Here is a 24,949-nt window from a genome sequence, read left to right on the forward strand (position 1 = left end):
GATCAAGCCTTGGCCTTCTCGGCCTCGCGGTCCTCGGCCTCCTTGCGCGCGAGGTTCTCGGCCACTTCCGCGCGCCAGTTCTCGTTGGCCTTCGTGGTGTCGACCTCGAACTCGAAGCGCTCCACCATCTCCGGCTCGATGTCGGCCTTGTCGACGTAGAACTGCTCGTACCAGCGGCGCAGCTGGTAGACCGGGCCGTCCTCCTCGCAGAGCAGCGGGTTCTGGACCGGCGCCTTGTTCAGCCAGATGTTCACGTCCTGCATGAAGCCCTCGCCGAACATCTCGGCGTAGCGCCGGCCGATGTAGTCGGCGGTCTCCTCGTCGACGCCCTCGGGCTTCTCGACGACCAGTCCGTACTGCAGGTTGAACGAGTTCGGGCCGGTCGGCACGTGGCAGTTGATCAGGATGACCTTGGTCAGGAAGCCCTTGTAGTCGGTGTCGAGCCAGTTGATCATGTACGACGGCCCGTAGTAGGTGGCCTCCGACTTGAGGATCAGGTCCTCGTCGCCGTAGCCCTGGGCCTTCATGTCCGGCCGCCCGGTGGACTCCATGAACTGGGTGGCCTTGTCGCCCTCGAACACGTTGCGGAAGTTCGTGGGGAAGGCGAAGTGGATGTAGAAGAAGTGCGCCATGTCGACGACGTTGTCGATGATCTCGCGGCAGTGCGCGTTCTCGACGGGGATGACGTTCCACGTCCACTCGGTGTACTTGTCGGTGCCGACGCCCTCGAGCACCGGCGGCAACGCCTCCAGGTCGGCCTCGCTGCCCTCGGGGTCGTGCCAGATCAGGAGCTGGCCGTTGCGCACGACGCTCTCGTAGCGGTGCGTCCGGGCGCGCAGCGGCACGCGGCGGGCGTAGGGGATGGCCTTGCACTTGCCGTCGCCGCCCCAGCGCCAGTCGTGGAACGGGCAGGCGACCTCGTCGCCCTTGACGGTGCCCTGCGTCAGGTCGCCGCCCATGTGGCGGCAGTAGCCGTCGAGCACGTGAAGCTCGCCCTGCGAGTCGGCCCAGACGACGAGCTTGCCGCCGAACGCCTGCACGGCGTGGGGCTTGCCGTCCGTGAAGTCGCGCTCGAGGCCGAGACAGTGCCAGCCCCGCGCGAAGCGTTCCGGAACGGATCCGGTGTCCAGGGTGCGAGTCTCAGTCACGGTTGCCCTCCCATGAAGTTGCACCGACGGTGTTCGTCCCAGCGCTCGGGCGCTGTGGACCAAAACGAGAACACGTTATAGTTTTACCACATGTACGTCGCCCTGACAGCCGACCAGCTTCGCCTTCGGGACGAGCTCCGAGGCTACTTCGCCGAGCTGGTCACCCCCGAGCGTCGAGCCGCCCTCGCGGCCGCCACGGGAGAGTTCGGCGACGTCGCCGTCTACAAGGAGGTCATCCGCCAGATCGGCGAGGACGGGTGGCTCGGGATCGGCTGGCCGGAGGAGTACGGCGGCCAGAACCGACCCATGGTCGACCAGCTGATCTTCACCGACGTCGCGGCCGTGGCGGGCGTCCCGATCCCGTACCTGACGCTCAACACCGTCGGGCCCACGATCATGCAGTACGGCAACGACGAGCAGAAGGAGTACTTCCTCCCGCGCATCGTCAAGGGCGAGCTGCACTTCTCCATCGGCTACTCCGAGCCCGGTTCCGGCACCGACCTCGCGTCGCTGCGCACGAAGGCCGAGCTCGACGAGGGCACGAACGAGTGGGTCATCAACGGCCAGAAGATGTGGACGTCGCTGATCCAGTACGCCGACTGGATCTGGCTGGCCTGCCGCACCGAGCCTGACGCACCGCGCCACAAGGGCCTGTCGATGATCCTGGTGCCGGCCGACTCCGAGGGCTTCTCCTACACGCCCGTGCACACCGTGGCCGGCGTCGGCACCAGCGCCACCTACTACGACGACGTCCGCGTCCCGGCCGAGAACCTGATCGGCGGCCGCGGCGGCGGCTGGTCGCTCATCACCAACCAGCTCAACCGCGAGCGCGTCGCGCTGACGTCGTCGGCCGCGTTGGTGCACTCGATCGAGCTCGTCACGGACTGGGCCCGGCAGACCAAGGACGCGAACGGCGTCCGGATCATCGACCAGCAGTGGGTGCAGATCCTGCTCGGCCGCGCCCAGGCGCGCGTCGACGCGCAGACGCTGATGGGCTACAAGCTGGCCGCCGAGATCGACACGATGTCGCCGGCCGACGCGTCGGCCACCAAGGTCTACGGCTCCGAGCTGGCGGTCGAGGTCTACCGCTCGTTGATGGAGATCGTCGGCCCAGCGGCCGGGCTGGCCGCCGACTCGTCGGGTGCCGTGCTGGCCGGCCGGCTCGAGCGGTACTTCCGCTCCGCGCTGGTGATGACCTTCGGCGGCGGTACCAACGAGATCCAGCGGGACATCATCGGCTACGTCGGGCTCGGCCTGCCCGCCGCGAAGCGTTAGGAACGCGCATGGACTTCACGTTCTCCTCCGACGCCGAGGACGCCGCGAGCCTCGCCGCGACGATCCTGGCCGACCACACGAAGCCCGAGCGGCTCGCCGAGGTCGAGGCCGGTGGCAACCGGTTCGACCCCGTGCTTTGGAAGGCGATCACCGACGCGTTCGACGGCGCCGAGCTCGGCTTCATCGAGCTCTGCCGGGTGCTCGTCGAGGTGGGCCGCACTGTGGCGCCGATTCCGCTGGCCACCGACGGCGTCGCCCGGCTGTTCCTCGCCGAGCACGACCTGACGCCGGACGCCGGCATCCTGAGCTGCGCGATCTCCGAGGAGCACGACTACGCGCCCAGCGTCCCCACCACCACGGTGGCGCGCGACGGCGACGAGGTCGTCGTCACCGGCACCAAGTACCTCGTGCCGGCGGCCACGGTCGCCGACGCGTTCCTGGTGACCGCCGCGTCGCCGGACGGATCCGTCGTGGTCCGCCTGGACGCGAGCGAGGTCCAGGTCCGCGAGCAGAAGCTGAGCGACGGCGACACCGTCGGCCTGCTGGAGATCGACGCTCGCGTGCCCGCCGACCGACTGGTCCCGGACGGGAACCGGCTCGTCGCCCTGGCCACCGTCGCCACGTGCGCCGTGCAGCTCGGCGTCGTGGAGGGGGCAGTCCGGCTCACGTCGGAGTACGCGAAGACGCGCGAGCAGTTCGACCGGCCGATCGGCACCTTCCAGGCCGTCGCCCAGCGGCTCGCCGACGGCTACATCGACATGCGCATGCAGGCACTCACCGTGTGGCAGGCCGCCTGGCGGCTGTCCGAGGGTCTGCCGGCCGAGGAGGCCGTCGCCACCGCCAAGCTCTGGGCCGCCGACGCCGGTCACCGGGTCGCGCACACCACCGTGCACGTCCACGGCGGCGTCGGCATCGACCTCGACGGCGAGGCGCACCGCTACTTCACCGCCGCGAAGCGGTACGAGCTCGAGCACGGCAGCGCCACCGACCAGGCCCTCCGTCTCGGCCGGCTCCTGGCGGCCGGACCGGCGTGACCATCCGGGACCTGCTCCTGGCCCGCGCCGAGCAGGACACCCCGGCACTCCTGACCCGCGACCGCACCTGGTCGTGGCGCGAGCTGGTGGCCGACGCGACCGCCCGTGCCGCCGCCGTCGAGTCGATGCTCGACCCGGACCGGCCTCCGCACGTCGGCCTGCTGATGGACAACACCCCGGACATGCTGCTCGGCCTGTGCGCCGCCGGCCTCGGCGGTCACGTGGCCGTCGGGGTCAACAGCACCCGCCGCGGCGACGCCCTGCTCGCCGACCTCCACCGCGCCGACGTCCAGGTCCTCGTGACGGACGCCACGCACCGTCCCCTGCTCGACGGGTTGGACCTCACGGGAATCAACGTCCTTTCGACAAGCTCAAGGACCGACACGGTGGTTGAGCTTGTCGATACCACGCCCCACCCGTCGGATGGCTCGCTCTTCATGCTCATCTTCACGTCCGGCACCAGCGGGCGTCCGAAGGCGGTGCGGATCACCCACGAGAAGGTGACCTACCCCGGTCAGTACCTGGCCGAGCGGTTCGGGCTGACCGGCGACGACGTCCACTACCTCGCGATGCCCCTGTTCCACTCCAACGCGGTGATGGCGTGCTGGGCGCCGGCGCTGGTCACCGGTGCCGCGGTCGCGCTGAGGGAGAAGTTCTCGGCCTCGGAGTTCCTGTCCGACGTCCGTCACTACGGCGCCACGTACGCGTCGTACGTCGGCAAGCCGCTCACCTACGTCCTCGCCACGCCCGAGCAGCCGGACGACGCCGACAACCCGCTGCGCATCGTCTTCGGCAACGAGGCCGGCGACCGCGACGTGCAGGCGTTCGGCGACCGGTTCGGCTGCCTGGTCGTCGACGGATTCGGCTCGACGGAGAACGCGGTGGTCGTCAGCAAGCTGCCCGGGTGCCCGCCCGGCGCGCTCGGCTGGCCCGGCGAGGGCGTCGCCGTCCACGACCCGGAGACCGGCGAGGAGTGCCCGCCCGCCGAGCTCGATGCCGACGGCAAGGTGACCAACCTCGACGAGTGCGTCGGCGAGCTGGTCAACACCACCGGCGCAGGGCAGTTCGCCGGCTACTACAACGACGAGGAGGCGACGGCCGAGCGGAAGCGCGGCGGCATGTACTGGTCGGGCGACCTCGCCTACCGCGACGCCGACGGCTGGGTCTGGTTCGCGGGTCGCACGGCCGACTGGTTGCGCGTCGACGGCGAGAACCTGGCGTGCGCACCGATCGAGCAGGTGCTGCTCCGCCACCCCGCGATCGACCAGGTGGCCGTCTACGCCGTGCCGGACGAGCGGTCCGGCGACCAGGTCGCGGCCGCCCTGGTCCTGCGCGACCCCCTCACCCCGGAGGCGTTCGAGCAGTTCCTCGACGACCAGCGCGACCTGTCGCCGAAAGCCCGCCCGCGCTACGTCCGCGTCGTCGACGCCCTCCCCCGCACCGCGACGCACAAGGTGCTGAAGCGCGACCTCACCGCCGCCGGCACGGCCGACGCCACCTGGACCCGCGAGGAGCGCGGCACCCGCTACCGCAGAATGTGACGCCCAGGGCGTCATGGGGCTCGAGTAACGCCCTGAGCGTCACATTTCGCGAAGGCCCACGAGCGCTGGAGCGGTTTGGAACACTGGGGCCACTGTGACTGAAGCAGCGATCCCCAGCACCCGCACGTCGCCCGTGGCGACGGCCGACGTCACGGCCAAGGCCGGGCTCGTGCTCCTGCTGCTCCTGGCGCTGCTGTTCCCGGACATGAGCCACTTGCGCGACAAGGCGGCCGGCCTCCGCGCGATCGGGTACCCAGCGGCGTCGTTCCTGATCCCGGCGCTGTGGTGGGCGTTCTGGAAGGACCGGATGAGCTTCCCGTGGCTGCCGGACCTGCTGGTGACGCTCACCTGCTTCACGGACATCCTCGGCAACCGGATGAACCTGTACGACACGGTCGAGTCGTTCGACGACTGGATGCACTTCATGAACTGTGCGTTCCTCGCGGCGGCCGTCATCATGCTGACGCTCCCCCGCACGACCACGCTGCCGCGCACGATCGAGCGCGGCCTGGCCTTCGGCGCCACGGCCGCGATCGCCTGGGAGATCGCGGAGTACTACGCCTTCATCGCGAACTCCACCGAGCGGCGGTTCGCGTACGCCGACACCCTCAGCGACCTGGCCCTCGGCGTCCTGGGCGCGATCGTCGGTGCGTGCGTCGTCCACCACCTGTGGCAGCAGGGCAGGCTGCAGGACACCGTGCCGGTGCCGCAGTCAGCCTGACTTACGCCCGACGAGGTGGAAGACGCGGCTGATGCCGCGGTACGGGTCGCGCCGGCTCGCCTCGAGCTCGGTGGCGGCGGTCGCCCGCACGCGCTCGGCGTCGGTCGGGTCGAGCTGCACGCCGGCGAAGTCGAGCCAGTCGACGAACAGCCAGACGCCGTACCACTGCACGGGCTCGACGCCGCGTGGGCGGAGCAGGTCGGTGATGCCGTCGACGGTCTGGCCCCACGTCGGCACCCCGAGCACGCCGATCTCGGTGGTCGCGTCGAAGCCGGCGAGGGCGTCGTCCCATCGCTGCTCCATGGCCGGGCGCACCGCCCCGGCGTCCTTGTTGCCGGCCATGATCGAGACCACCCCGCCGTCGGCGACGCAGCGGGCCAGCTGGTCGACCAGCGGCTCGGGGTCCTCCTGGTAGCCGATCACGCCGTGGCACAGGACCGCGTCGAACCGGCGTCCGCCCACCGCCTCCTCGGCGTGCTCACCGTCCGCCGCGACGAGGGTCACCCGCCCGCGGGCGTCCTCGGCCAGCCGCTCGACCCGCTCTTGAGCCTTCTCGAGCATCCCGGCGGACGAGTCGAGCAGGGTCACGTCGTAGCCCGCCGCGGCCAGCGGCAGCGACTGGTGCCCGGCGCCCCCGCCGACGTCGAGCACCGTCGCCGGAGCCGGCGGCAGGTGCTCCATGAGCTGGTGGTGCATGACGTAGGTGCGGACGTAGCCCTTCACCGACGCGTACGCGTCGACCGCGAACTGCTCGGCGAGGCCGTCCCAGGTGTCGTCCCCCACGCCTCCAGACTAGGACGAGCCTCCATCGAGCTTCGCCCGCTCCGCCAGGTCGTCGATGCGGGGCTCGGCCGCGGCCAGCATCTTCCGCATCAGGTCGACGTCCGAGCCCGACGGCGGCTCCATCGCCGTCATCGCGACGGCCAGGCTGGCCGTGCCGCGGCACAGGCCGACGGCACCGAGCGTGAGGACGTAGTGGTCGCCGTCGACGTTGTTGCCGGCGCGCTTCATCGTGTCGAGCGTGGCCTTGCAGGTGCCGGGCGGGTAGGTCTCGTAGACGAGCGAGAACTGCACGGCGCGGTCGTCCTGGGCGGTGATGCGCTTCTCGAAGTCCTTCGAGCCGTAGCTGCAGATGATCGAGCTGGACGGGGTGTCGCGCGGGCTGACCGTGGACACGACGACCTTCCCGCTGACCTTCGTGGCCGCGAGGCGGGCGATCGGGATCGACGTGCACAGGTCCGCGAGGTCACGGCCCGGCCCCTTCGCACTGCTGCCCGAGCTGTCCGGCGACTTCTTGCCCGAGGCGTCCCCCTTCGGGGTGCTCGACGCGTCGGCCGGCGCGACCGATGAGGACCGGTCGTCCCGGTCGCTGGGTGATCCGTCGGACCCGCCACCGCAGCCGGCGGCGAGACCGCACAGCATCACGGCGACGACGAGCGCGCGAGTTCGGGGCACGGTCCAGAACTGTGCCACGGCGAGGGCCGCCGCGTCCTCACAAGCTGGAGAGTCGCTTGACCGTCTCTTCGTACTCGTTGATCAGGTCGGCCATCACGTCGGCGACGGGACGGACCTCGTTCATCGAGCCGACGATCTGTCCGACGGGCATCGAGATGGCGTCCGGGTTGTTGGCCGCGTTCATCCGGTTGTGCGCGTCGGCGACCAGCAGGTTCTGCAGGGGCATCGGCAGCGGGGTGGGCGCGTCCTCGGACTCCCAGGCCTGCGTCCACTTGGTCTTGAGCAGGCGCGCGGGCTTGCCGGTGTAGATGCGGGTGCGCACGGTGTCGGCGCTCGAGGCGCGGAGGAAGGCGTCGGTCATCGCCGGGTTGGAGCCGAGGTTCTCGTACTCCTTCGTGGTCAGCCAGACCGAGCCGGTCCAGACGCCCTGGGCGCCGAGTGCGAGCGACGCGGCGACCTGCCGGCCACGGCCGATGCCGCCGGCGCCGAGCACCGGGACGTCGGGCCCGACCGCGTCGACGATCTCCGGGGTCAGCACCATGCTGGCGATCTCGCCGGTGTGGCCGCCGGCCTCGTAGCCCTGGGCGACGATGATGTCGACGCCGTTGTTCACGTGCGACAGCGCGTGCTTGGCCGCACCGGCCAGCGCCGCCACCTGCACGCCCTTCGCGTGGGCCTTCTCGATGACGTCGACGGGAGGCGAGCCGAGCGCGTTGGCGATCAGCACCGGGCGGTGGTTCAGCGCGATGTCGACGTGCGAGCGGGCCACCGAGTGCAGCCAGCCGAGCACGCCCTCGCGGCCCTCGCCCTCCGGCAGCGGCGGGACGCCGAGCTGCTGCAGCGTGCGGTCGACGAAGGAGATGTGCTCCGGCGGGATCATCGCCTGCAGGTCGACGGACGTGCCCTCGGTGGGCACCTTCATCGGCATGACGACGTCGACGCCGTACGGCTTGCCGTCGGTGTTCTCGTCGAGCCAGTCGAGCGTCTTGTCCAGCTCCTCCGGGTCGTTGAACCGGACGGCGCCGAGGACGCCGAGACCGCCGGCGCGCGAGACTGCGGCGGCGACGTGCTCGGACGGGGTGAAGGCGAAGATCGGGACGTCGATCCCGAACCGGTCGCACAGCTCGGTGCGCATCAGGCGCTCGCCCCCTCGGTGCTCAGCGACTCGAGCATGAGCTCCTTCGCTCGCGGGTACTGCGCCTTGCCGGTGGCGTTGCGCGGGATCTCGTCCACGAGCGTCATCGCCCGCGGCAGCTTGTAGCCGGACAGGTGCTCGCGCAGGAACGTGCGGAGCTCCTCGAGCTCGAGCGTCTCGCCCTCGCGCGGCTGGACCACGGCGGCGACGGACTGGCCGAACTTCTCGTCGGGGATGCCGACGACGAGGACGTCGTAGACGGCCGGGTGGCGCTTGATCGCCATCTCGACCTCCTCGGGGTAGACCTTCTCGCCGCCGGTGTTGACGCAGTTGGAGCCGCGGCCGAGCAGGGTGACCCGGCCCTCCTCCTCGATCCGGGCGAAGTCGCCGGGCACCGAGATCCGCATGCCGTCGACGACCAGGAAGGTCTCCGCGGTCTTCTTCTCGTCCTTGTAGTAACCGATCGGCACCGAGCCGCCCCGGCCGAGCCGGCCGACCTTGCCGACGTTCGTGGCGAGGTCGAGCACCTGGTTGTTCTCGTCGAGGACGACGCTGTTCGGGCCGAGGCCGACGACCGGGCCGTCACTGGAGATGTGCGTCTTGTCCTGCATGCCCATGCCCTGGAAGCCGGTCTCGCTGGCGCCGACGGAGTCGGTGTAGACGGGGTTCGGGAGGGCGGCGATCCAGCGCTCCTTGACCTCCGGGGAGAAGATCGCGGCGCTGCTGGAGACGGCGAACAGGCTCTCGCCGCTGTACGGCTTGTCGGTGGCGGCGGCGCGCTCGAACTCCTCGATGAGCGGCCGGGCCATGGCGTCGCCGGTCATGAAGATCAGCACGACACCGTTCTCGTCGATGATCTCCCAGGTCCGCTTCGCGTCGAACTTCGGCTCGAGGATCGTCAGGTGGCCGGCGAACAGGTGCATCAGCAGGCCCGCCTGGGCGCCGCCGTGCATCAGCGGGCTGAGCGGGAACGTGACCATCCGGCCTTCCTGCGCCGCCTGCTTCGACTGGTCGTACTCGTCGAGCGCCTCGCCGGTGTAGAAGTCGATGCCGCCGCCGAGCGTCCGCCAGAAGTCCTCGTGGCGCCACATGACGCCCTTGGGGAACCCGGTGGTGCCGCCGGTGTAGATGATGTGCAGGTCGTCTGCGCTGCGCTCCTCGAAGTCGCGCTCGGCGGACTGGTCGGCGATCGCGTCGGCGTAGAGGACCCCGTCGAACGCGGAGATGTCCGACTGGTCGTCGGGCTCGATCGCGTCGGGGATCACGACGACGGTCTGCAGCTTGGGGTGGTTGGGCTTGGTCTTGGCCACGAGCGGCGCGTAGACCCGCTCGACGACCAGGGCCACGACGTCGGCGTTGTCGAAGAGGTAGTTGAGCTCGCCCTCGACGTACCGGTAGTTGACGTTGATGTTGACCGCGCGGATCTTGACGATCGCCAGCACCGCGACGACGTGCTCGATGCTGTTCTTCGCGTAGATGGCGACGTGGTCCCCGGGCTTCACCCCCTGCGACTGCAGGTAGTGCGCCAGCTTGTTGGACTCGGCCTCCAGCTCGGCGTACGTGACGGTCCGGTCGCCCACCTTGACGGCGGGATTGTCGGGAGCGGCGTCGACGGCGTGCTCGAAAAGGTCCGCGATGTTCAGGGCCATGAGCCCAAGACTAGAACACGTTCTCATTTCTGACTACGCTGCCGTCCATGTCTGAGACCGCTCCCCACTGCCTCGTCGAGCTCGAGGGCAACACCCTCGTCGTCACCATGAACCGCCCGGAGGCGCGCAACGCGCTGTCCGGCGAGATGCTCCAGATCATGAGTGACGCCTGGGACCGGGCGAACGCCGATCCCGACGTGAAGGTCGTCATCCTCACGGGTGCAGGCGGCTACTTCTGCGCCGGCGCCGACCTCAAGGCGATGACGTCGACGTCGCCGTCGGAGCGGTTCGAGTCCGGCGAGTACGACCCGTCAGTCATCAAGTCGCTGCTCAAGGGCTTCCGGGTCACGAAGCCGGTCATCGCGGCGGTGGAGGGCCCGGCGATCGCCGGCGGCACCGAGATCCTGCAGGGCACGGACATCCGCGTCGCCGGCGAGTCGGCGCGGTTCGGCGTCTCCGAGGTGAAGTGGGGCCTCTACCCGCTCGGGGGCTCGGCCGTGCGCCTCGTGCGCCAGATCCCGTACACCGTCGCGGCCGACCTGCTGCTGACCGGACGCCACATCAAGGCGCCGGAGGCGAAGGAGCTCGGCCTCATCGGCCACGTCGTCCCCGACGGCGAGGCGCTCGTCAAGGCCCACGAGATCGCCGACGTCATCGCCGCCAACGGCCCCCTCGCCGTCCAGGCCGTGCTGAAGACCATCCGCGACTCCGAGGGCAAGCACGAGGACGAGTGCTGGAAGGACGACGCCGCCGTCGGCGCCGCCGTCTTCGCCTCCGACGACGCCAAGGAGGGCCCCCGCGCCTTCATGGAGAAGCGCGCCCCCCAGTTCCAGGGGAAGTGACTCACCACCCCTCGGTGGTCGAGTAGCGGAGGCCGCCCGCGGCCGGAGCGTATCGAGACCACGTCACCAGTCAGGTGGTCTCGATACACCCCAGCTCGCTGGCGCTCGCGGAGGCACTCGACCACCGGGGGTCAGTTGACGTCGAGGTCGCGCAACCGCTCCGGGTCGGCGAGGACGTCGATCTCGGCGATCCGGCCGTCGACGACGGTGAAGGCCATCACCACCTGCACCTTCCCCTTCGGCGCGACGACCGCGCCGGCCAGGCCGTTGACGAGCACCGGACGGACGAACGGAGCGAGCTGACGGGTGAGGGCCGCCTGCGACGCGACCTCCTGCGCACCGCGCAGGGTGAGCGTGAGCTGCGGCCGTGCCGTGCCGCCGTCCGAGCGGAGCACGACGTCCGGGTCGAGCACCGACACCAGCGCCTCGAAGTCCCCCTCGTTGGCGGCGGCGAAGAACGCGTCGACGACCTCACGCTGCCGCGCGACGTCCGGGTCGGGGTCGGGCGTCTGACCCCGGACGCGACGGCGCGCGCGACTGGCGAGCTGGCGGGTGGCCTCGGACGAGCGGTCGACCATCGGCGCGATCTCGTCGAACGGGACCCCGAACATGTCGTGCAGCACGAACGCGAGCCGCTCCGGCGGCGTGAGCGACTCCAGCACGACGAGCAGCGCCAGGCCGACTCCGTCCGCCATGACCGCCGTCTCCTCCGGATCAGGTCCAGATTCCTCGGTGATGATCGGGTCCGGGACGTGCACCTCGCGACGCGTCCGTCGTGCGCGCAGCTGGTCGAGGCACACGCGTGCGACGACCGTGGTCAGCCAGGCACCCAGGTTCTCCACGGCCGACGTGTCGGTGCGGTTCATGCGCAGCCAGGCGTCCTGCACGGCGTCGTCCGCGTCCGCGGCGGAACCGAGCATCCGGTACGCCACCGCCCTCAGCTGGGGCCGGTGGGCCTCGAAGTCCTGTTCGGTCATCACCTTCATGTCTAGACGACGCGCGGGAAGGGCGGAATGTGACCGGCCAGACACCCAGACCGGTCACATCATCCGGCGGCCGCGAGTCGTAGGGGCATGAACACTCTCAACCAGATCATCGTCATCGCTGCTGCCGGCTGGGTCGGCTTCTCCGCGTACGCCATCTGGGCGCGCCTCGGCTTCGTCGTCGACAACATCGAGGCCTACGGCGTGCCCGAACGCTGGTGGCCGTGGCTCGGCACCGTCAAGGCGCTGGGTGCGGTCGGCCTGCTGGTCGGTCTCGCCGTCCCCGCGGTCGGCGTCGCGGCCGCCGTCGGCCTCGTCCTGTACTTCGTCGGCGCCGTCGTCACCGTCCTGCACGCGCACGCGTACAGCCACGTCCCGTTCCCGCTGCTCTACCTCACCCCGGCCGCGGTGGCCGGTGCCCTCATCGCCGCCGCGTGATCAGCCGACGCTGCGGTCGCCGGTCCAGAACTGGGCGCGGAGGGCCTTCTTGTCGGGCTTGCCGAGCGGGGTGAGGGGCAGCGCGTCGACGGCGATGACCTGTTTCGGCGACTGCACCGAGCCCTTGCGGTCCTTCACGGACGCCTGGATCTCGGCGACCACGTCGTCGGTGAGCTCGGCGCCCTCGCGCAGCACGACGATCGCGGTGACCGCCTCGCCGAACTTCTCGTGCGGGGTGCCGATGACGCCGACCTGCGCGACGGCCGGGTGCTCGCCGATGACGTCCTCGACCTCGCGCGGGAAGACGTTGAAGCCGCCCGTCACGATCATGTCCTTTACGCGGTCGACGATGAACCAGAAGCCGTCCTCGTCCTCGCGGGCGATGTCGCCGGTGTGCAGCCAGCCGTCGCGGAACGTCTCGGCCGTCTCCTTCGGCTTGTTCCAGTAGCCGGCGGCCAGCACCGGGCCGGCGACGCAGATCTCGCCGGGCTCACCCTGCGGGACGGGCTGGCCGTCCTCGCCGAGCAGGGCGGTGCGCAGGAACGCGCTCGGCCGGCCGCAGCTCGCAAGGCGCTCGGGCGTGTGATCGCCCTTGGCCAGGTACGAGATCACCATCGGGCACTCGGACTGGCCGAAGTACTGCGCGAAGATCGGGCCGAACCGGTCGATCGCCTCGGCCAGCCGCGTCGGGTTGATCGCCGACGCGCCGTAGTAGACGGTCTCCAGGCTGGACAGGTCGCGGGTGCGCGAGTCCGGATGGTCCATCAGCGCGTAGAGCATGCTCGGCACGAGCATCGTCGCGGTGATCTTCTCCTTCTCGATGGTCTCGAGCACCGTCGCCGGGTCGAACCCCGGCAGGACGACGAGCTTGCCGCCCTTCGCCACCGTCGGCGCGAAGAACGCGGCACCGGCGTGCGAGAGCGGCGTGCAGATCAGGAACACCGGGGCTTCCGGCCACTCCCACTCGGCCAGCTGCACCTGCGTCATCGCGGCGATGCTCGACGCGGTGCCGATGACGCCCTTCGGCTCGCCGGTGGTTCCGCCGGTGTAGGTGATGCCGACGACGTGGTCCGGCGCGAGGTCCTTCGCCACCAGCGGTGTCGCCTCGTAGGTGGCGGCCTTCTCGGCGAGGTCGTCGATGGTGATGACGGTCTCGAGCGACGGGACCTTGGCCTTCAGGTCCTCCGCGCGCTCGAGGAACTTCGGGATGTTGTCGACGATCAGCGCGGTGGCGCCCGCGTCGGTGAGCACGTAGGCGTGGTCGTCCAGCGACCCCAGCGGGTGCAGCGCGGTGCGCCGGTAGCCCTGGGTCTGGCCGGCGCCGATGAGGAACAGCACCTCCGGCCGGTTCGCGGCGAGCAGGCCGACGGCCGTGCCCGTCCCGGCGCCCAGCTCCTCGAGCGCCTGCACGTAGCGGCTCATCTGCTCGGTCATCTCCCGGCCGGTGATCGTCCGGTCGCCGAGCTGCATCACCTCGGCGTCGCGGTGCCGGCGCAGGGAGTGCAGGAGCATCTGGCCCGAGTGCGGGCCGCGGTACAGGTCTTCGTCGCGGGACATGGCTCGAGACTAGAACGTGTTCTATCTAGGTGGCAACGCGGTCACAGCACGGAGTCGGCGACCATCATCCCGATCACCACGCCGATCGCCGACCCCACGACCAGGACGGCCAGCCAGAGCCACGCGGCCAGGACGCGCTGCGGTGCGGAGGTCTCCTCGGCGGGTGCCGACGGGTCCGCCGACCCGTACGCCGGGTCGCCCAGCGTCGACCGGACGAACGGGACCTTCGCCCGGACCAGCGGGGCCTCGAACATGGACGGGGGCTTCTCGCCGCCGGCTCGCACCAGGTAGCCGCCGATGCCGATCCCGGCGACGACGAGCCCGCCGAGCGCCATGAACCAGAACAGGACCCCGCAGACGATCCACCCGACGGCGCCGTCCATGTTCTCGGGCGGGTCGATGCCGAGCTGCAGGAAGTTGAAGCCGAGCGCCCCGAACAGGGCGGCCCACAACAGGGGACCGACGCCGGACACGTCGTCGGCGTACCAGCCGGACGCGACGACCAGGAAAAAGGCGACGACGAGCCCGGCGACGACGCCCCCGATCAGGAGCGCGGTCTGGCCGTCGCCGCACACCTGGTCCGGATTGATCTGGTACGGCCCGCCGCTGGCGCAGTAGCCGCCGTTCTCGATCATCACGTCGCGCATGGCACGGTAGACGCACGTCAGTGCGACCGCGAAGCCCGCCGCGGTGACCAGGACGGCGGCCAACGGGACCGGCCGGACGCCCTGCCGATCGGTCCCGTCCGCCATCAGAGCGCCAGGGAGCCGGCCCAGTCGATCCAGCCGATCGTCGGATCAGCCGGGTCGACCTTGAGCTTCACCTGCTGTCCGGCGACGGCCTTCGCGAGGTACACCTGCTCGACGACCTGCGTCACCGTGAGCGGGTACGGGACGCCGCCCTCGGGGAACACGGTGAGCTCGATGGCCAGCGTCGGCTGGAAGTTCACCATGGCCCCGGTCTGCGCAACGTTGACGATCGAGCCGGTGGCGTCCTTGCCGGTCAGCGCGAGGTTGGCCGCCTGCGTCTGCTGCGCCATCATCTCGTTGGCAGCCGCCATCTGGCCCATCGCGTTCTTCATCTGGGCGCCGGGGTCGAAGTCCTTGCTGATCTCCTTGGCCTGCTTGTTCAGGTCGTTGATGCTCTTGAAGAACCCCACCGTCAGCCCCCCATGTAGAGCTGGTTGAAGCGCTGCCCGACGGCGGTGCCGCCCTGCATGCGCTGGCCCCAGCCGGCGGCCGCGGCGTCCCAGTCCTCCGCGCTGATGCCCACTGCGAGGGCGGCGGCGTGGGCCTGGGCCGGGTCGGCGGCGGCTGCCCCGAGGGACTTGCAGACGGACGCGTACTGCTCCAACGTCACGCCGTTGATCGGCTCGAAGTCGCCCTCCTGGGACTCGGCCGCGGCGGTGTTCGCCGCCATCGCCTGCTGCTGGGCCTGCATCGCCGCTGCCTGCTGCGCGGCAGCCATCTCCTGGGCCTGCGCCCCCATCTGCTGCGCCTGCTTGATCATGTCGGGCGCCTGCTCGACGACGTTCTTCATGTCCTTGAACTGCTTGAACATCCCCATCGGAAACTCCCTGCGTTCGAGGGGCAAGGACGCCCCTGATCCGCGCAATGTACTCCCGCGAAAGGTGCACCGAGAACCAAACGAGAATTAGTAGAACGTGTTCTATCCTGGGCCGATGCACGACGTCGTGGTGGTCGGATCCGGTGGCGGCGCAATGATCGGCGCCTACCTCGCACAGCACGCGGGATTGTCCACGGTGGTGCTCGAGCGCACCGACCTCGTCGGCGGCACGTCGGCCTACTCCGGCGGCGCGTGCTGGCTCCCGGGGTCGGACGTCCAGCAGCGGGCCGGCATCGGCGACTCCACCGAGTCCGCCCGCGCGTTCCTCGAGGCCCTGCTCCCGCCGGGCGACCACCCGCTCGTCGACACGTTCCTCGACGAGGCTCCGCGTCTCGTGGCGGCGCTCGAGGCCGACGAGCTCTTCGACTTCGAGTGGCTGCCGTTCCCCGAGTACTTCGACGCGCCCGGCCGGGCGACGATGGGCCGCTCGATCCAGCCGGTCAACGTCAAGCGCGACGAGCTGCCCGCGGAGGCCGCGTCGCTGGTGCGGCCGCCGGTCGAGCGCGACCGCGTCGGTGCCGGCGGACGCAACACCCTCAGCGGCGGGCAGTCGCTGATCGGACGCTCCCTCGCCGCGTTCCTCCGCGACGGGGGCACCGTCCGCACCGGCCACCACGTCACCGGCTTCGTCGTCGAGGACGGTCGGGTGGTCGGGGTCGAGGCGACCACGCCCGACGGCCCGATCGAGGTGCGGGCCCGGCTCGGCGTCCTCGCGGCGGCCGGCGGGTTCGAGGGCAACCAGGCGCTCCGCGAGGAGCGCGGCGTGCCCGGCGACGCCGAGTGGTCCATGGCACCGCGCGGCACCAACCAGGGCGAGCTGATCGACGCCGGCGCCGCGATCGGCGCCCGGGTCGCGAACCTCGACCAGGGCTGGTTCTGCCCGGGCCTCGCCCAGCCGGACGGCGGCGGCTCCTTCACCCTCGGGTTCCGCAGCGGCGTGATGGTCGACGCGAACGGACGCCGCTACGCCAACGAGTGCCTGCCGTACGACCGGTTCGGCCGCGAGATGGCGAAGTCCCCCGACCGCATCCCGTCCTACCTCGTCTTCGACTCCCGCGAGGGCGGCCGGCTGCCGGCGATCGCGATGCCCGAGGGCGACCCGGAGGAGCACCTCGCCGCCGGCACCTGGGTCCGCGCCGACACCCTCGCCGAGCTCGCAGACCGGCTCGGGCTGGCCGACCTGGAGGCCACCGTGAAGCGCTTCAACGCGTTCGTCGACACCGGGGTCGACGAGGACTTCGGCCGCGGGTCCGACGAGTACGACGTGTTCTTCGCCGGCGGCCCCGGCCCCAACAAGGCGTTGGTGGAGGTCGACCAGCCGCCGTTCTACGCCGCTCGGTTCGTGCTCTCCGACCTCGGCACGAAGGGCGGACTCGTCACCGACGAGCACGGCCGGGTCGTGAGCACGGGCGGCGAGCCGATCCCGGGCCTGTACGCCGCGGGCAACACCGCCGCGTCGATCATGGGCGCGCTCTACCCCGCGCCGGGCGTGCCGCTGGGCACCGCGATGGTGTTCGCGTCACGAGCGGTGCAGCACCTCGTCGAGGAGGCAGGCGCATGACCGATCCCCTGCGCGTCATCCAGTGGACCACCGGCAACATCGGCCGCCGCTCGCTGCACGCGATCATCGAGCGCGACGACCTGGAGCTCGCCGGCGTCTACGCGCACGGCGCGGACAAGGTCGGCGTCGACGCGGGTGTGCTCGCGCACCACCCGTCCACGACCGGCGTCCTGGCCACCGACGACGTCGACGCGCTGATCGCCCTGGCGCCCGACGCCTGCGTCTACAACCCGCTGTGGTCGTCGACCGACGAGCTGGTGCGGCTGCTCGAGGCCGGGATCAACGTCTGCACGACGGCCGGCTGGATCAACGGCACCAAGCTCGACCCGGCCGAGCGAGCCCGGGTCGAGGACGCCTGCAAGCGCGGCGGCTCGTCGATCTACGGCAGCGGCGCCCACCCGGGCATGACCAACATCGTCGCGCTGACGTTGTCGGCCAGCTGCGCGCGCGTCGACGGCATCCGCATCACCGAGTCGGTCGACTGCTCCACCTACGCGTCGGCCGAGACGCAGTCCGCGATGGGCTTCGGCCAGGACCCGGAGACGCCCGGCCTCGCCGAGAGCGTCCGCCGCGAGAGCGAGGTCTTCGCCGAGTCCGTCGCGATGATGGCCGACGCGATGGACGTGACGCTCGACCGCATCGACTTCGACGTCACGTTCACCGCCGCCACCGGCGACTCCGACCTCGGCTTCATGAAGATCCCGGCCGGCACCGTCGGCAGCGTCTACGGCTACCACCGCGGCTGGCTCGGCGAGCGGCCGTTCATCGAGGTCGGCTTCAACTGGACGATGGGCGACCAGGTCGTGCCGCCCAAGCCGCTCAAGCACGGCCACGACGTCCAGGTGTTCGGCGCGCCGAACATGCGCACGATCATCCACTGCCTCCCGCACGACGACTGGGACGAGGAGGGCTTCATGGGGCTCGGCATGATCTACACCGCGATGCCGGTCACCAACGCGGTGCCGAGCGTCGTCGCCGCTTCGCCGGGCATCGTGACCCTCGCCGACCTGCCGGTCGTGACCGGTCGGGCCCGCCGGTGAGCCGCACAGCGTCGCTCGCCCGGGTGACGGCGGCGTACGTCGTCGCGCTCGCCGTGGGCTGGACCTGGCTCGCCGCCGGCCCGAGCACCGACCACCTCTGGCTCGACACCTTGATCGCCGACCTGCTCGCGACCCTGGTGATCTTCGGCGCGAGCCGGCTCTGGAAGAACTCGAGCCTCTACGACGCGTACTGGAGCGTCGTGCCGCCGGCGATCCTCGCCTACTGGTGGGCCGAGGCGGGCACCGACGGCCTGCGCGTCTGGCTGGTCGCGCTGGTGATGGCGGCGTGGGCGATCCGGCTGACCGGGCACTGGGCGAACGGCTGGCCGGGCCTGCACCACGAGGACTGGCGCTACGTCGACCTCAAGCAGAACGCCGGCCGGCTCGAGCCGCTGATCGACCTGATGGGGATCCACGTCTTCCCGACGCTGCAGGTCTTCCTCGCGATGACGCCGGTCTACGTCGTCACCGTGCGGCCCGATCACGACACCGGCTGGCTCGACGTCGTCGCGTGCGTCGTCGGCCTGGGCGCGGTCCTGTTCGAGCACGTCGCCGACGTGCAGATGCTCGCGTTCGTCCACGACCGGCAGCCCGGCCAGGTGATGGACCGCGGGCTGTGGGGCTGGTCGCGCCACCCGAACTACGTCGGCGAGGTCGGCTTCTGGTTCTCCCTCGCCCTGTTCGGTCTCGCCGCCCGGCCGGACGAGTGGTGGTGGATCTTCGTCGGCACGATCACGATGCTCGGGATGTTCCTCTTCGCGAGCATCCCGATGATGGAGAAGCGCAGCCTGGAGCGCCGCCCGGACTACGCGCAGGTCGTCGAGCGCGTACCGGTGTTCCTGCCGTGGCGTCCCAGATGAGTCGACCGCGGGTGGTCGTCGCCGGTCTCGGCGACAGCGGGCTGCTCACCGCCATCCACCTGTCCCGCCACTGCGACGTCGTCGGGATCTCGGCCAAGCCAGGGCTTGTCAGCGGGCAGGAGCTCGGCATCCGGCTGAGCAGCCCCGACGAGTGGGCCGAGCAATACTGGGTGCCGTTCGACAAGTACCGCCGACTCGACCGGGTCCGCACGGTGCACGGCGCGCTCACGGGGCTCGACCTCGACGCACGGCAGGTGACGATCGAGGGGGCGGACGGCTCGACGCTCGTGGAGGACTACGACGTGCTCGTCGTCTCGACCGGCGTCACCAACGGCTTCTGGCGGCAGCCCGTCGTGCAGTCGGCCGACGAGGTGGACGCCGCCCTGCGTGCCGACCACGAGCGGATCGCCGCCGCGAGCTCCGTCGCCGTCGTCGGCGGTGGCGCCGCGGCCGTGGGCACCGCCGCGAACGTCGCCGCACGCTGGCCGGACAAGCAGGTCGACCTCTACTTCCCCGGCGAGCGCGCCATCCCGTCGCACCACGGACGCGCATGGGGCTCGGTCCGCGAGATTCTCGAGGAGCGCGGCGTCGGTCTGCACCCCGGACACCGCGCGGTCGTCCCCGACGACGCGGACCAGATCACGAAGGGGCCGGTCGAGTGGTCCACCGGTCAGCCGCCGGCCGGGGCCGACGCCGTCGTGTGGGCGATCGGCCGGGTCCGCCCGAACACCGGCTGGCTGCCGGCCGAGCTGCTCGACGACGACGGCTTCGTCCGCGTCACCCCCGAGCTCCAGCTGCCCGGCCACCCCGAGGTCTTCGCGATCGGCGACGTTGCCGCCACCGACCCGCTGCGCTCGTCGGCCCGCAACCGCGCCGACCGCGTGCTCGCCCGCAACATCCGCGCCCACCTGCGCGGCCGTCGGCTGAAGAGCTACCACCCACCGCGTCGTCGCTGGGGCTCGGTCATCGGCACGCAGGAGAACGGCCTCACGGTCTATGCACCGAACGGCTACGCGTTCCGCTTCCCGCACTGGTCGATCCGCGTCATCCTCCGCGGCCTCATCACCCGCCTCGGGATCTACAAGGGCGTGCGCAGCAATCGATGAGCCACGGACCTTGAGCCTGTCGAAAGGTCATTTCGACAAGCTCAATGACCGGTGGTCGAGTGCGCCCGCGAGCGCCAGCGAGCTGGGCGTGTATCGAGACCACCTGGCTCTCAGGTCAGTCGGCGTCCGGTTCCTCGTGCGACGTCTGTTTCGGTGCGAACCAGCCGAGGTATACGAACCGACCGAGCATTCCCAGCATCAGCGCGACCCAGATCGTGCCGAAGATCGGGTGGTCCCCGAACAGGACAAAGACCCCGACCCCGAGGAACACTGCGCACATCACGGCATTCATTCGGTTGAACCAGAGGCGACGGGTCTCGGAGTAGCACCAGGACCGCCACGGCTCGTCCGCCATACGTTCATCGTGACGCTTCTGTGCATTCACGTCCTCGATTCCGACGATCTGCGGGTGATCTCGATACGCCCGCTCGCAGAGCTCGCAGGCACGCGATCACCGATAAGCGAGCCCCGGTGGTCGAGTGCGCCCGCGAGCGCCAGCGAGCCCGTCGTTGGGGGCACCTCCCGCGGGCCTGCCCGTGGGGGAATCGAGACCACCTCAAGCGAGCCACGGACCTTGAGCTTGTCGAAAGGTCTAGGCCGGGGTGAACGAGGCCATGGTCCGGGCGGGCTCCCAGTAGGCCTTCATCGACGCGACGCGGCCGTCGTCGTGCACGACGTAGACCATGATCAGGTCGGTCGTCGTGTAGCTGCCGTCCGGGAAGGACGTCTTGATGCGGCCGATGTTCGCGCAGGTGTTGCTGCCGGGGTTGGCGAAGGAGTCGTTGATCTCGAACTCGAAACGGTCGATCGGGGCGATGGCCTTCTCCCAGAACGCGCGGATGCCGTCGTGCCCATGGTGGCCCTTGCCCTCCTCGTCGAACATCGACGGGCCGACCGGGTCCTCGAGCACGGCGTCCTCGGCGTAGACCGTGAGCCACTCCTCCAGGTCGCCCTTGGCCACCGCGGAGTACGAGCGCTGCGACGCGGCGCGGGCCGGGTGGTCGTCGTTGGGTGCGTTCCACGTGATGGCGTCGGACGTGATCATGGCCGTCACTGTAGGGCGCTCTTGCTCGAAAAACTAGAACGTGTTTCACTTTGCGCATGGCAGAGCTCGGAACGCTGCACGCGCCCCTGAAGGTCGAGTTCGACTACACCCGCTCCCTCGGTCCGACGCTCTCGGAGTTCATGAGTGGCCTGCGTCGCCACCAGGTCGTCGGCGGTCGGCTCGCGGACGGGACGGTCGTCGTCCCGCCCCCGGAGTACGACCCGCAGACGCTCGACCCGGTGAAGGACCTGGTCCCCGTGGCCGACGAGGGCATCGTCCAGTCGTGGACCTGGGTGCCCGAGCCGGTGAAGGGCCAGCCGCTGGACCGGCCGTTCGCCTGGGCGCTCGTGCTGCTCGACGGCGCCGACCGCCCGCTGCTCCACGCTGTCGCCGTCGACTCCTCCGACGCGATCGAGACCGGCCTGCGCGTGCGCGCCCGCTGGTCCGACGAGCCGGCCGGGGCGATCACGGACATCCGCTGGTTCGAACCGGCGGATGTCGCTTCGACAAGCTCAACGACCGCTTCGACAGGCTCGACCACCGAGGCGGTGGACGGCATCATCAGCCCGGTCCACCTCGACTACGACTACGCGGCCTCCCCCGAGGAGTCGAAGTTCTTCCGCGGCCTCGCCGACGGCAAGATCCTCGGCCAGCGCTGCCCGAAGTGCCAGAAGGTCTACGTCCCGCCGCGCGGCGCCTGCCCGGTGGACGGCGTGCCGACGACCGACGAGGTCGAGGTGGCCGACCACGGCACCGTCACCACGTTCTGCATCGTCAACGTGCCGTTCCTCGGCCAGAAGATCGAGCCGCCGTACGTCTCGGCGTACGTGCTGCTCGACGGCGCGGACATCGCGTTCCTGCACCTGATCCTCGGGGTCGAGGCCAGCGAGGTGCGGATGGGCATGCGCGTGAAAGCCGTGTGGAAGCCCCGCGACGAGTGGGGCACCACGATCGAGAACATCAGCCACTTCGAGCCGACGGGCGAACCGGACGCCGACTTCGAGAGCTACAGGATCCACCTCTGATGCGTGACATTGCGATCGTTGGGTTCTCCCAGCGCCAGATGAAGGAGTTCGACGGCTCCCCCACGTGCGTGGAGCTGCTCGTCCCCGTCTTCGCCGACCTCTTCGAGCAGACCGGGTGGACCAAGTCGGACATCGACTTCTGGTGCTCCGGCTCCAGCGACTACCTTGCCGGCCGGTCGTTCTCGTTCGTCTCCGCCGTCGACGCCATCGGCGCGCTGCCGCCCGTCATGGAGTCGCATGTCGAGATGGACGCCGCCTGGGCGCTCTACGAGGCCTGGGTGAAGATCCAGACCGGTGAGGTCGACAGCGCGATCGTCTACGGCTTCGGCAAGGCGTCCGCGGGCGTCCTGCGCCGCACGATGTCGCTGCAGCTCGACCCGTACACGGTCACGCCGCTGTGGCCCGACGCCGTGTCGCTCGCCGGGCTGCAGGCGCGGCTCGGACTCGAGCAGGGCGCGTGGGACGAGCAGGCGATGGCCGAGGTCGTCGCCCGCTCGATGACCGACGCCACCACGAACGAGTGGGCCATCCGCAAGGGCGAGACCACCGCCGACGACGTGCTGGCTCAGCCGGTCTACGCCGACCCGCTGCGTCGCTGGGACTGCGCGCCCGTCTCCGACGGCGCGTCCGCCATGGTGATCGCCGCGACCGGCAAGGCCGAGACGGCCGCAAACGGTGCCGCGTGGATCACCGGGTTCCAGCACCGCATCGACACCATCGCGATGAACGGCCGTGACCTCACCGCGTCGCCGAGCACCCGGCTCGCCGGCGAGGCCGCCGGCACCGACGGCGTCGACCTCGCCGAGCTGCACGCCCCGTTCTCCCACCAGGAGCTGATCCTGCGCTCCGAGCTGGGGCTGGCCGACGACGTCCGCATCAACCCGTCGGGCGGCGCGCTCACCGCGAACCCGATGTTCTGCGCCGGGCTCAACCGCATCGGCGAGGCGGCCCAGCAGGTCTGGTCCGGTAACTCCCAGCGAGCCCTGGCCCACGCCACGTCCGGGCCCGCGCTCCAGCAGAACCTCGTCCTGACGATGGAGGCCCGAGCATGAGCCACACCCTCGCCGCCGTGATCGGGGTCGGCCAGACCCACCACCGCGCCAAGCGTGAGGACGTCTCGATCGCCGGCCTCCTCCGTGAAGCCGTCGACCGCGCCCTGGCCGACGCCCAGGTGACGTTCGACGACATCGACGCCGTCGTCGTCGGCAAGGCGCCCGACCTGTTCGAGGGCGTGATGATGCCCGAGCTGTACCTGGCCGAGGCGCTCGGCGCGGCGGGCAAGCCGCTGCTGCGCGTGCACACGGCCGGGTCGGTCGGCGGGTCGACGTCGATCGTCGCCGCGTCGCTCGTGGAGGCCGGCATCCACGAGCGCGTGCTGACCGTCGCGTTCGAGAAGCAGTCCGAGTCCAACGCGATGTGGGCGCTCTCCGTGCCGGTGCCGTTCATCATGCCGGTGCACGCAGGCGCGGGCGGCTACTTCGCCCCGCACGTCCGCTCGTACATCCGACGCTCCGAGGCGCCGAACCACATCGGTGCGATCGTCGCGGCGAAGGACCGGCAGAACGCGCTGAAGAACCCGTACGCGCACCTGCACAACGCCGACACCACCGTCGAGTCGGTGCTCGCGTCGCAGATGCTCTGGGACCCGATCCGGTACGACGAGACCTGCCCGTCGTCCGACGGCGCCTGCGCACTGGTCATCGCGTCCGAAGCCGCCGTCGAGCGGTCCGACATCAAGAACCCCGCGTGGATCCACGGCACCCAGATGCGCAGCGAGCCCACCACGGCCGCCGAGCGAGACCAGGTGAACCCGCACGCCGGCCGCGAGGCCGCCGCCGCGCTGTGGAAGCAGGCCGGCATCTCCTCGCCGATCGACGAGATCGACTGCGCCGAGATCTACGTGCCGTTCTCCTGGTTCGAGCCGATGTGGCTGGAGAACCTCGGCTTCGCCGAGCAGGGCGACGGCTGGCGGCTCACCGAGGCCGGCGAGACCGCGCTCGACGGGAAGATCCCGGTCAACATGAGCGGCGGCGTGCTGTCGTCGAACCCCATCGGCGCGAGCGGCATGCTCCGCTTCGCCGAGGCGTCGCTGCAGGTCATGGGCGAGGCCGGCGAGCACCAGGTCGACGGCGCCCGCAAGGCCCTCGGCCACGCCTACGGCGGCGGCTCCCAGTTCTTCGCCATGTGGGTCGTCGGGTCCGACAAGCCCCGCTGACGAGAGACTTCCGGCCCGCTGACGAGAGACTTCCGGCCCGCTGAGGAGAGCCGTAATCCTCTCGTCAAGGGGCCGGAAGTCTCTCGTCAGCGGTTGGAAGGGGCGGCCACCTGGATGCACTGGTCGTCGTAGTAGCTGACGGCGAGGGTGCCGTGGTCCTTCGGGCCGGCGGTGGTGATGTGCAGGGGTGTCTTGGCGAGGATCGACGCGCGCGGGATGGTCAGGACGTAGCCGTCGCTCGTCGAGTCGAGGGTGACGTAGCCGCCCTTGCCGAAGCTGCAGTCGAGGCTCTCGCCCTCGGGGACGCCGCGCTGGATCACGACGCGGGCGGTCTTCCGCCGGTCCGGGATGGGGATCACGTCCAGCGACCTGCCGTCGGTGGTCATCAGCTTCATCGGCTTCGCGTAGTCGACGTCGGCCGTGACGCCCTGGTCGGCCAGTGCGCGCTCGAGGCCGTCGGCGTCGTCGAACCGGTGCACGGTGACGACCACGTCGCCGTCCGCCTGCTTCTCCACGGCGAACGCCGGAGACGAACCGCCGACGGCCAGGCCGATGCCGACCGCTGCCGCGACAGAGGCGGCCAGCCCGCCCAGGGTGAGGGTGCGGGCCCGGCGCTGGGGCCGGCGGTCCGCGACGACGGTGCGGAGCTCGGCGAGCAGGGCGGTCTCGAAGGTGTCGAGGTCGGTGGTCATG

The 24,949-nt window shown here is 70.5% G+C and carries 26 protein-coding genes; 13 read left to right on the forward strand and 13 right to left on the reverse strand.

All coding sequences use genetic code 11. The features are described 5' to 3' along the window. Positions 1-2: 2 nt before the first annotated feature. A complete protein-coding gene (locus tag FHP06_RS10135; RefSeq protein ID WP_147686372.1) occupies positions 3-1,148 on the reverse strand; it encodes a Rieske 2Fe-2S domain-containing protein in 1,146 nt (381 codons plus the stop codon). A 90-nt stretch (positions 1,149-1,238) separates the two neighbouring features. Here FHP06_RS10135 and FHP06_RS10140 point away from each other — a divergent pair, with 90 nt between their 5' ends. The 4 genes from FHP06_RS10140 to FHP06_RS10155 all read left to right on the forward strand — a co-directional run bounded on the left by FHP06_RS10140 (position 1,239) and on the right by FHP06_RS10155 (position 5,719). Further along, positions 1,239-2,423, forward strand: a complete 1,185-nt coding sequence (locus FHP06_RS10140; protein WP_147686374.1) for an acyl-CoA dehydrogenase family protein — start codon at positions 1,239-1,241, stop codon at positions 2,421-2,423. A gap of 8 nt (positions 2,424-2,431) precedes the next feature. Then, the gene (locus tag FHP06_RS10145) at positions 2,432-3,457 is read left to right on the forward strand and encodes an acyl-CoA dehydrogenase family protein (RefSeq protein ID WP_147686376.1); all 1,026 of its coding nucleotides are present in this window, start codon (positions 2,432-2,434) and stop codon (positions 3,455-3,457) included. Continuing rightward, on the forward strand, positions 3,454-4,998 hold the full coding sequence (locus FHP06_RS10150) for an AMP-binding protein (protein ID WP_147686378.1): 1,545 nt from the start codon (positions 3,454-3,456) through the stop codon (positions 4,996-4,998). Before FHP06_RS10145 ends, FHP06_RS10150 begins: the two co-directional genes overlap by 4 nt. 94 nt (positions 4,999-5,092) lie before the next feature. Then, a complete protein-coding gene (locus FHP06_RS10155) occupies positions 5,093-5,719 on the forward strand; it encodes a hypothetical protein (protein WP_147686380.1) in 627 nt (208 codons plus the stop codon). Here the strand turns inward: FHP06_RS10155 and FHP06_RS10160 are convergent. From FHP06_RS10160 to FHP06_RS10175, 4 genes are read right to left on the reverse strand one after another with little or no spacing between them, the layout of a single operon-like run. After that, a complete protein-coding gene (locus FHP06_RS10160; RefSeq protein WP_147686382.1) occupies positions 5,711-6,502 on the reverse strand; it encodes a class I SAM-dependent methyltransferase in 792 nt (263 codons plus the stop codon). The two genes, FHP06_RS10155 and FHP06_RS10160, sit on opposite strands and share 9 nt — an antisense overlap. 9 nt (positions 6,503-6,511) lie before the next feature. Beyond that, positions 6,512-7,174 (reverse strand): hypothetical protein, encoded by a 663-nt coding sequence (locus tag FHP06_RS10165; RefSeq protein WP_147686384.1) that lies wholly within the window; start codon positions 7,172-7,174, stop codon positions 6,512-6,514. Positions 7,175-7,211: 37 nt separating this feature from the next. Then, a complete protein-coding gene (locus tag FHP06_RS10170; RefSeq protein WP_147686386.1) occupies positions 7,212-8,309 on the reverse strand; it encodes an NAD(P)H-dependent flavin oxidoreductase in 1,098 nt (365 codons plus the stop codon). Further along, complete coding sequence (locus FHP06_RS10175) at positions 8,309-9,958, reverse strand: acyl-CoA synthetase (RefSeq protein ID WP_147686388.1); 1,650 nt, start codon at positions 9,956-9,958, stop codon at positions 8,309-8,311. Before FHP06_RS10175 ends, FHP06_RS10170 begins: the two co-directional genes overlap by 1 nt. Positions 9,959-10,005: 47 nt before the next feature. Here FHP06_RS10175 and FHP06_RS10180 point away from each other — a divergent pair, with 47 nt between their 5' ends. After that, positions 10,006-10,800 carry a crotonase/enoyl-CoA hydratase family protein gene (locus FHP06_RS10180; RefSeq protein ID WP_147686390.1) on the forward strand — a complete coding sequence of 265 codons (795 nt, stop codon included), beginning with the start codon at positions 10,006-10,008 and terminating at the stop codon, positions 10,798-10,800. A gap of 131 nt (positions 10,801-10,931) precedes the next feature. Here FHP06_RS10180 and sigJ read toward each other — a convergent pair whose 3' ends face one another. Beyond that, positions 10,932-11,777, reverse strand: coding sequence for an RNA polymerase sigma factor SigJ (gene sigJ / locus FHP06_RS10185; protein ID WP_230973473.1), 846 nt, complete (start codon positions 11,775-11,777; stop codon positions 10,932-10,934). Between the two features lie 96 nt (positions 11,778-11,873). Here sigJ and FHP06_RS10190 point away from each other — a divergent pair, with 96 nt between their 5' ends. Continuing rightward, on the forward strand, positions 11,874-12,221 hold the full coding sequence (locus FHP06_RS10190; RefSeq protein WP_147686393.1) for a DoxX family protein: 348 nt from the start codon (positions 11,874-11,876) through the stop codon (positions 12,219-12,221). On the opposite strand, the gene fadD8 is transcribed toward FHP06_RS10190, so the two are convergent. Genes fadD8 through FHP06_RS10210 form a run of 4 tightly spaced genes read right to left on the reverse strand, consistent with a single transcriptional unit; the run spans position 12,222 to position 15,344 of the window. Beyond that, entirely contained in the window at positions 12,222-13,778 is a 1,557-nt protein-coding gene (gene fadD8 / locus FHP06_RS10195; protein ID WP_147686395.1) for a fatty-acid--CoA ligase FadD8, read from the reverse strand. Positions 13,779-13,819: 41 nt separating this feature from the next. Further along, positions 13,820-14,530, reverse strand: coding sequence for a hypothetical protein (locus FHP06_RS10200; protein WP_147686396.1), 711 nt, complete (start codon positions 14,528-14,530; stop codon positions 13,820-13,822). Further along, positions 14,530-14,937 (reverse strand): hypothetical protein, encoded by a 408-nt coding sequence (locus tag FHP06_RS10205; protein ID WP_147686398.1) that lies wholly within the window; start codon positions 14,935-14,937, stop codon positions 14,530-14,532. Before FHP06_RS10205 ends, FHP06_RS10200 begins: the two co-directional genes overlap by 1 nt. A gap of 2 nt (positions 14,938-14,939) precedes the next feature. Beyond that, complete coding sequence (locus FHP06_RS10210) at positions 14,940-15,344, reverse strand: hypothetical protein (protein ID WP_147686400.1); 405 nt, start codon at positions 15,342-15,344, stop codon at positions 14,940-14,942. Positions 15,345-15,459: 115 nt separating this feature from the next. Between FHP06_RS10210 and FHP06_RS10215 the strand changes: the two genes are divergently transcribed. Genes FHP06_RS10215 through FHP06_RS10230 form a run of 4 tightly spaced genes read left to right on the forward strand, consistent with a single transcriptional unit; the run spans position 15,460 to position 19,971 of the window. Then, a complete protein-coding gene (locus FHP06_RS10215) occupies positions 15,460-16,965 on the forward strand; it encodes an FAD-dependent oxidoreductase (RefSeq protein WP_147686402.1) in 1,506 nt (501 codons plus the stop codon). After that, positions 16,962-18,005 (forward strand): NAD(P)H-dependent amine dehydrogenase family protein, encoded by a 1,044-nt coding sequence (locus FHP06_RS10220; RefSeq protein ID WP_147686404.1) that lies wholly within the window; start codon positions 16,962-16,964, stop codon positions 18,003-18,005. The genes FHP06_RS10215 and FHP06_RS10220 overlap by 4 nt, the downstream gene beginning before the upstream one ends. After that, a complete protein-coding gene (locus FHP06_RS10225) occupies positions 18,002-18,865 on the forward strand; it encodes a DUF1295 domain-containing protein (RefSeq protein WP_147686406.1) in 864 nt (287 codons plus the stop codon). Before FHP06_RS10220 ends, FHP06_RS10225 begins: the two co-directional genes overlap by 4 nt. Next, positions 18,862-19,971 (forward strand): FAD-dependent oxidoreductase, encoded by a 1,110-nt coding sequence (locus FHP06_RS10230; protein WP_147686408.1) that lies wholly within the window; start codon positions 18,862-18,864, stop codon positions 19,969-19,971. Before FHP06_RS10225 ends, FHP06_RS10230 begins: the two co-directional genes overlap by 4 nt. A 115-nt stretch (positions 19,972-20,086) precedes the next feature. Here FHP06_RS10230 and FHP06_RS10235 read toward each other — a convergent pair whose 3' ends face one another. Both FHP06_RS10235 and FHP06_RS10240 read right to left on the reverse strand, forming a co-directional pair. Beyond that, positions 20,087-20,326, reverse strand: coding sequence for a hypothetical protein (locus FHP06_RS10235; protein WP_147686409.1), 240 nt, complete (start codon positions 20,324-20,326; stop codon positions 20,087-20,089). A gap of 237 nt (positions 20,327-20,563) precedes the next feature. After that, the gene (locus tag FHP06_RS10240; RefSeq protein ID WP_147686411.1) at positions 20,564-21,016 is read right to left on the reverse strand and encodes a nuclear transport factor 2 family protein; all 453 of its coding nucleotides are present in this window, start codon (positions 21,014-21,016) and stop codon (positions 20,564-20,566) included. A gap of 56 nt (positions 21,017-21,072) precedes the next feature. Here FHP06_RS10240 and FHP06_RS10245 point away from each other — a divergent pair, with 56 nt between their 5' ends. Genes FHP06_RS10245 through FHP06_RS10255 form a run of 3 tightly spaced genes read left to right on the forward strand, consistent with a single transcriptional unit; the run spans position 21,073 to position 24,256 of the window. Next, complete coding sequence (locus tag FHP06_RS10245) at positions 21,073-22,041, forward strand: Zn-ribbon domain-containing OB-fold protein (protein WP_147686413.1); 969 nt, start codon at positions 21,073-21,075, stop codon at positions 22,039-22,041. After that, positions 22,041-23,093 carry a thiolase domain-containing protein gene (locus FHP06_RS10250; RefSeq protein ID WP_147686415.1) on the forward strand — a complete coding sequence of 351 codons (1,053 nt, stop codon included), beginning with the start codon at positions 22,041-22,043 and terminating at the stop codon, positions 23,091-23,093. The genes FHP06_RS10245 and FHP06_RS10250 overlap by 1 nt, the downstream gene beginning before the upstream one ends. Next, positions 23,090-24,256 carry a thiolase domain-containing protein gene (locus FHP06_RS10255; RefSeq protein ID WP_147686417.1) on the forward strand — a complete coding sequence of 389 codons (1,167 nt, stop codon included), beginning with the start codon at positions 23,090-23,092 and terminating at the stop codon, positions 24,254-24,256. The genes FHP06_RS10250 and FHP06_RS10255 overlap by 4 nt, the downstream gene beginning before the upstream one ends. Positions 24,257-24,342: 86 nt before the next feature. Here the strand turns inward: FHP06_RS10255 and FHP06_RS10260 are convergent, their stop codons facing one another. Continuing rightward, positions 24,343-24,948 (reverse strand): hypothetical protein, encoded by a 606-nt coding sequence (locus FHP06_RS10260; protein WP_147686419.1) that lies wholly within the window; start codon positions 24,946-24,948, stop codon positions 24,343-24,345. Between the last annotated feature and the right edge of the window lies 1 nt (position 24,949).

The sequence above is a fragment of the Aeromicrobium terrae genome, from assembly GCF_008039565.1.
GTDB lineage: Bacteria > Actinomycetota > Actinomycetes > Propionibacteriales > Nocardioidaceae > Aeromicrobium > Aeromicrobium terrae.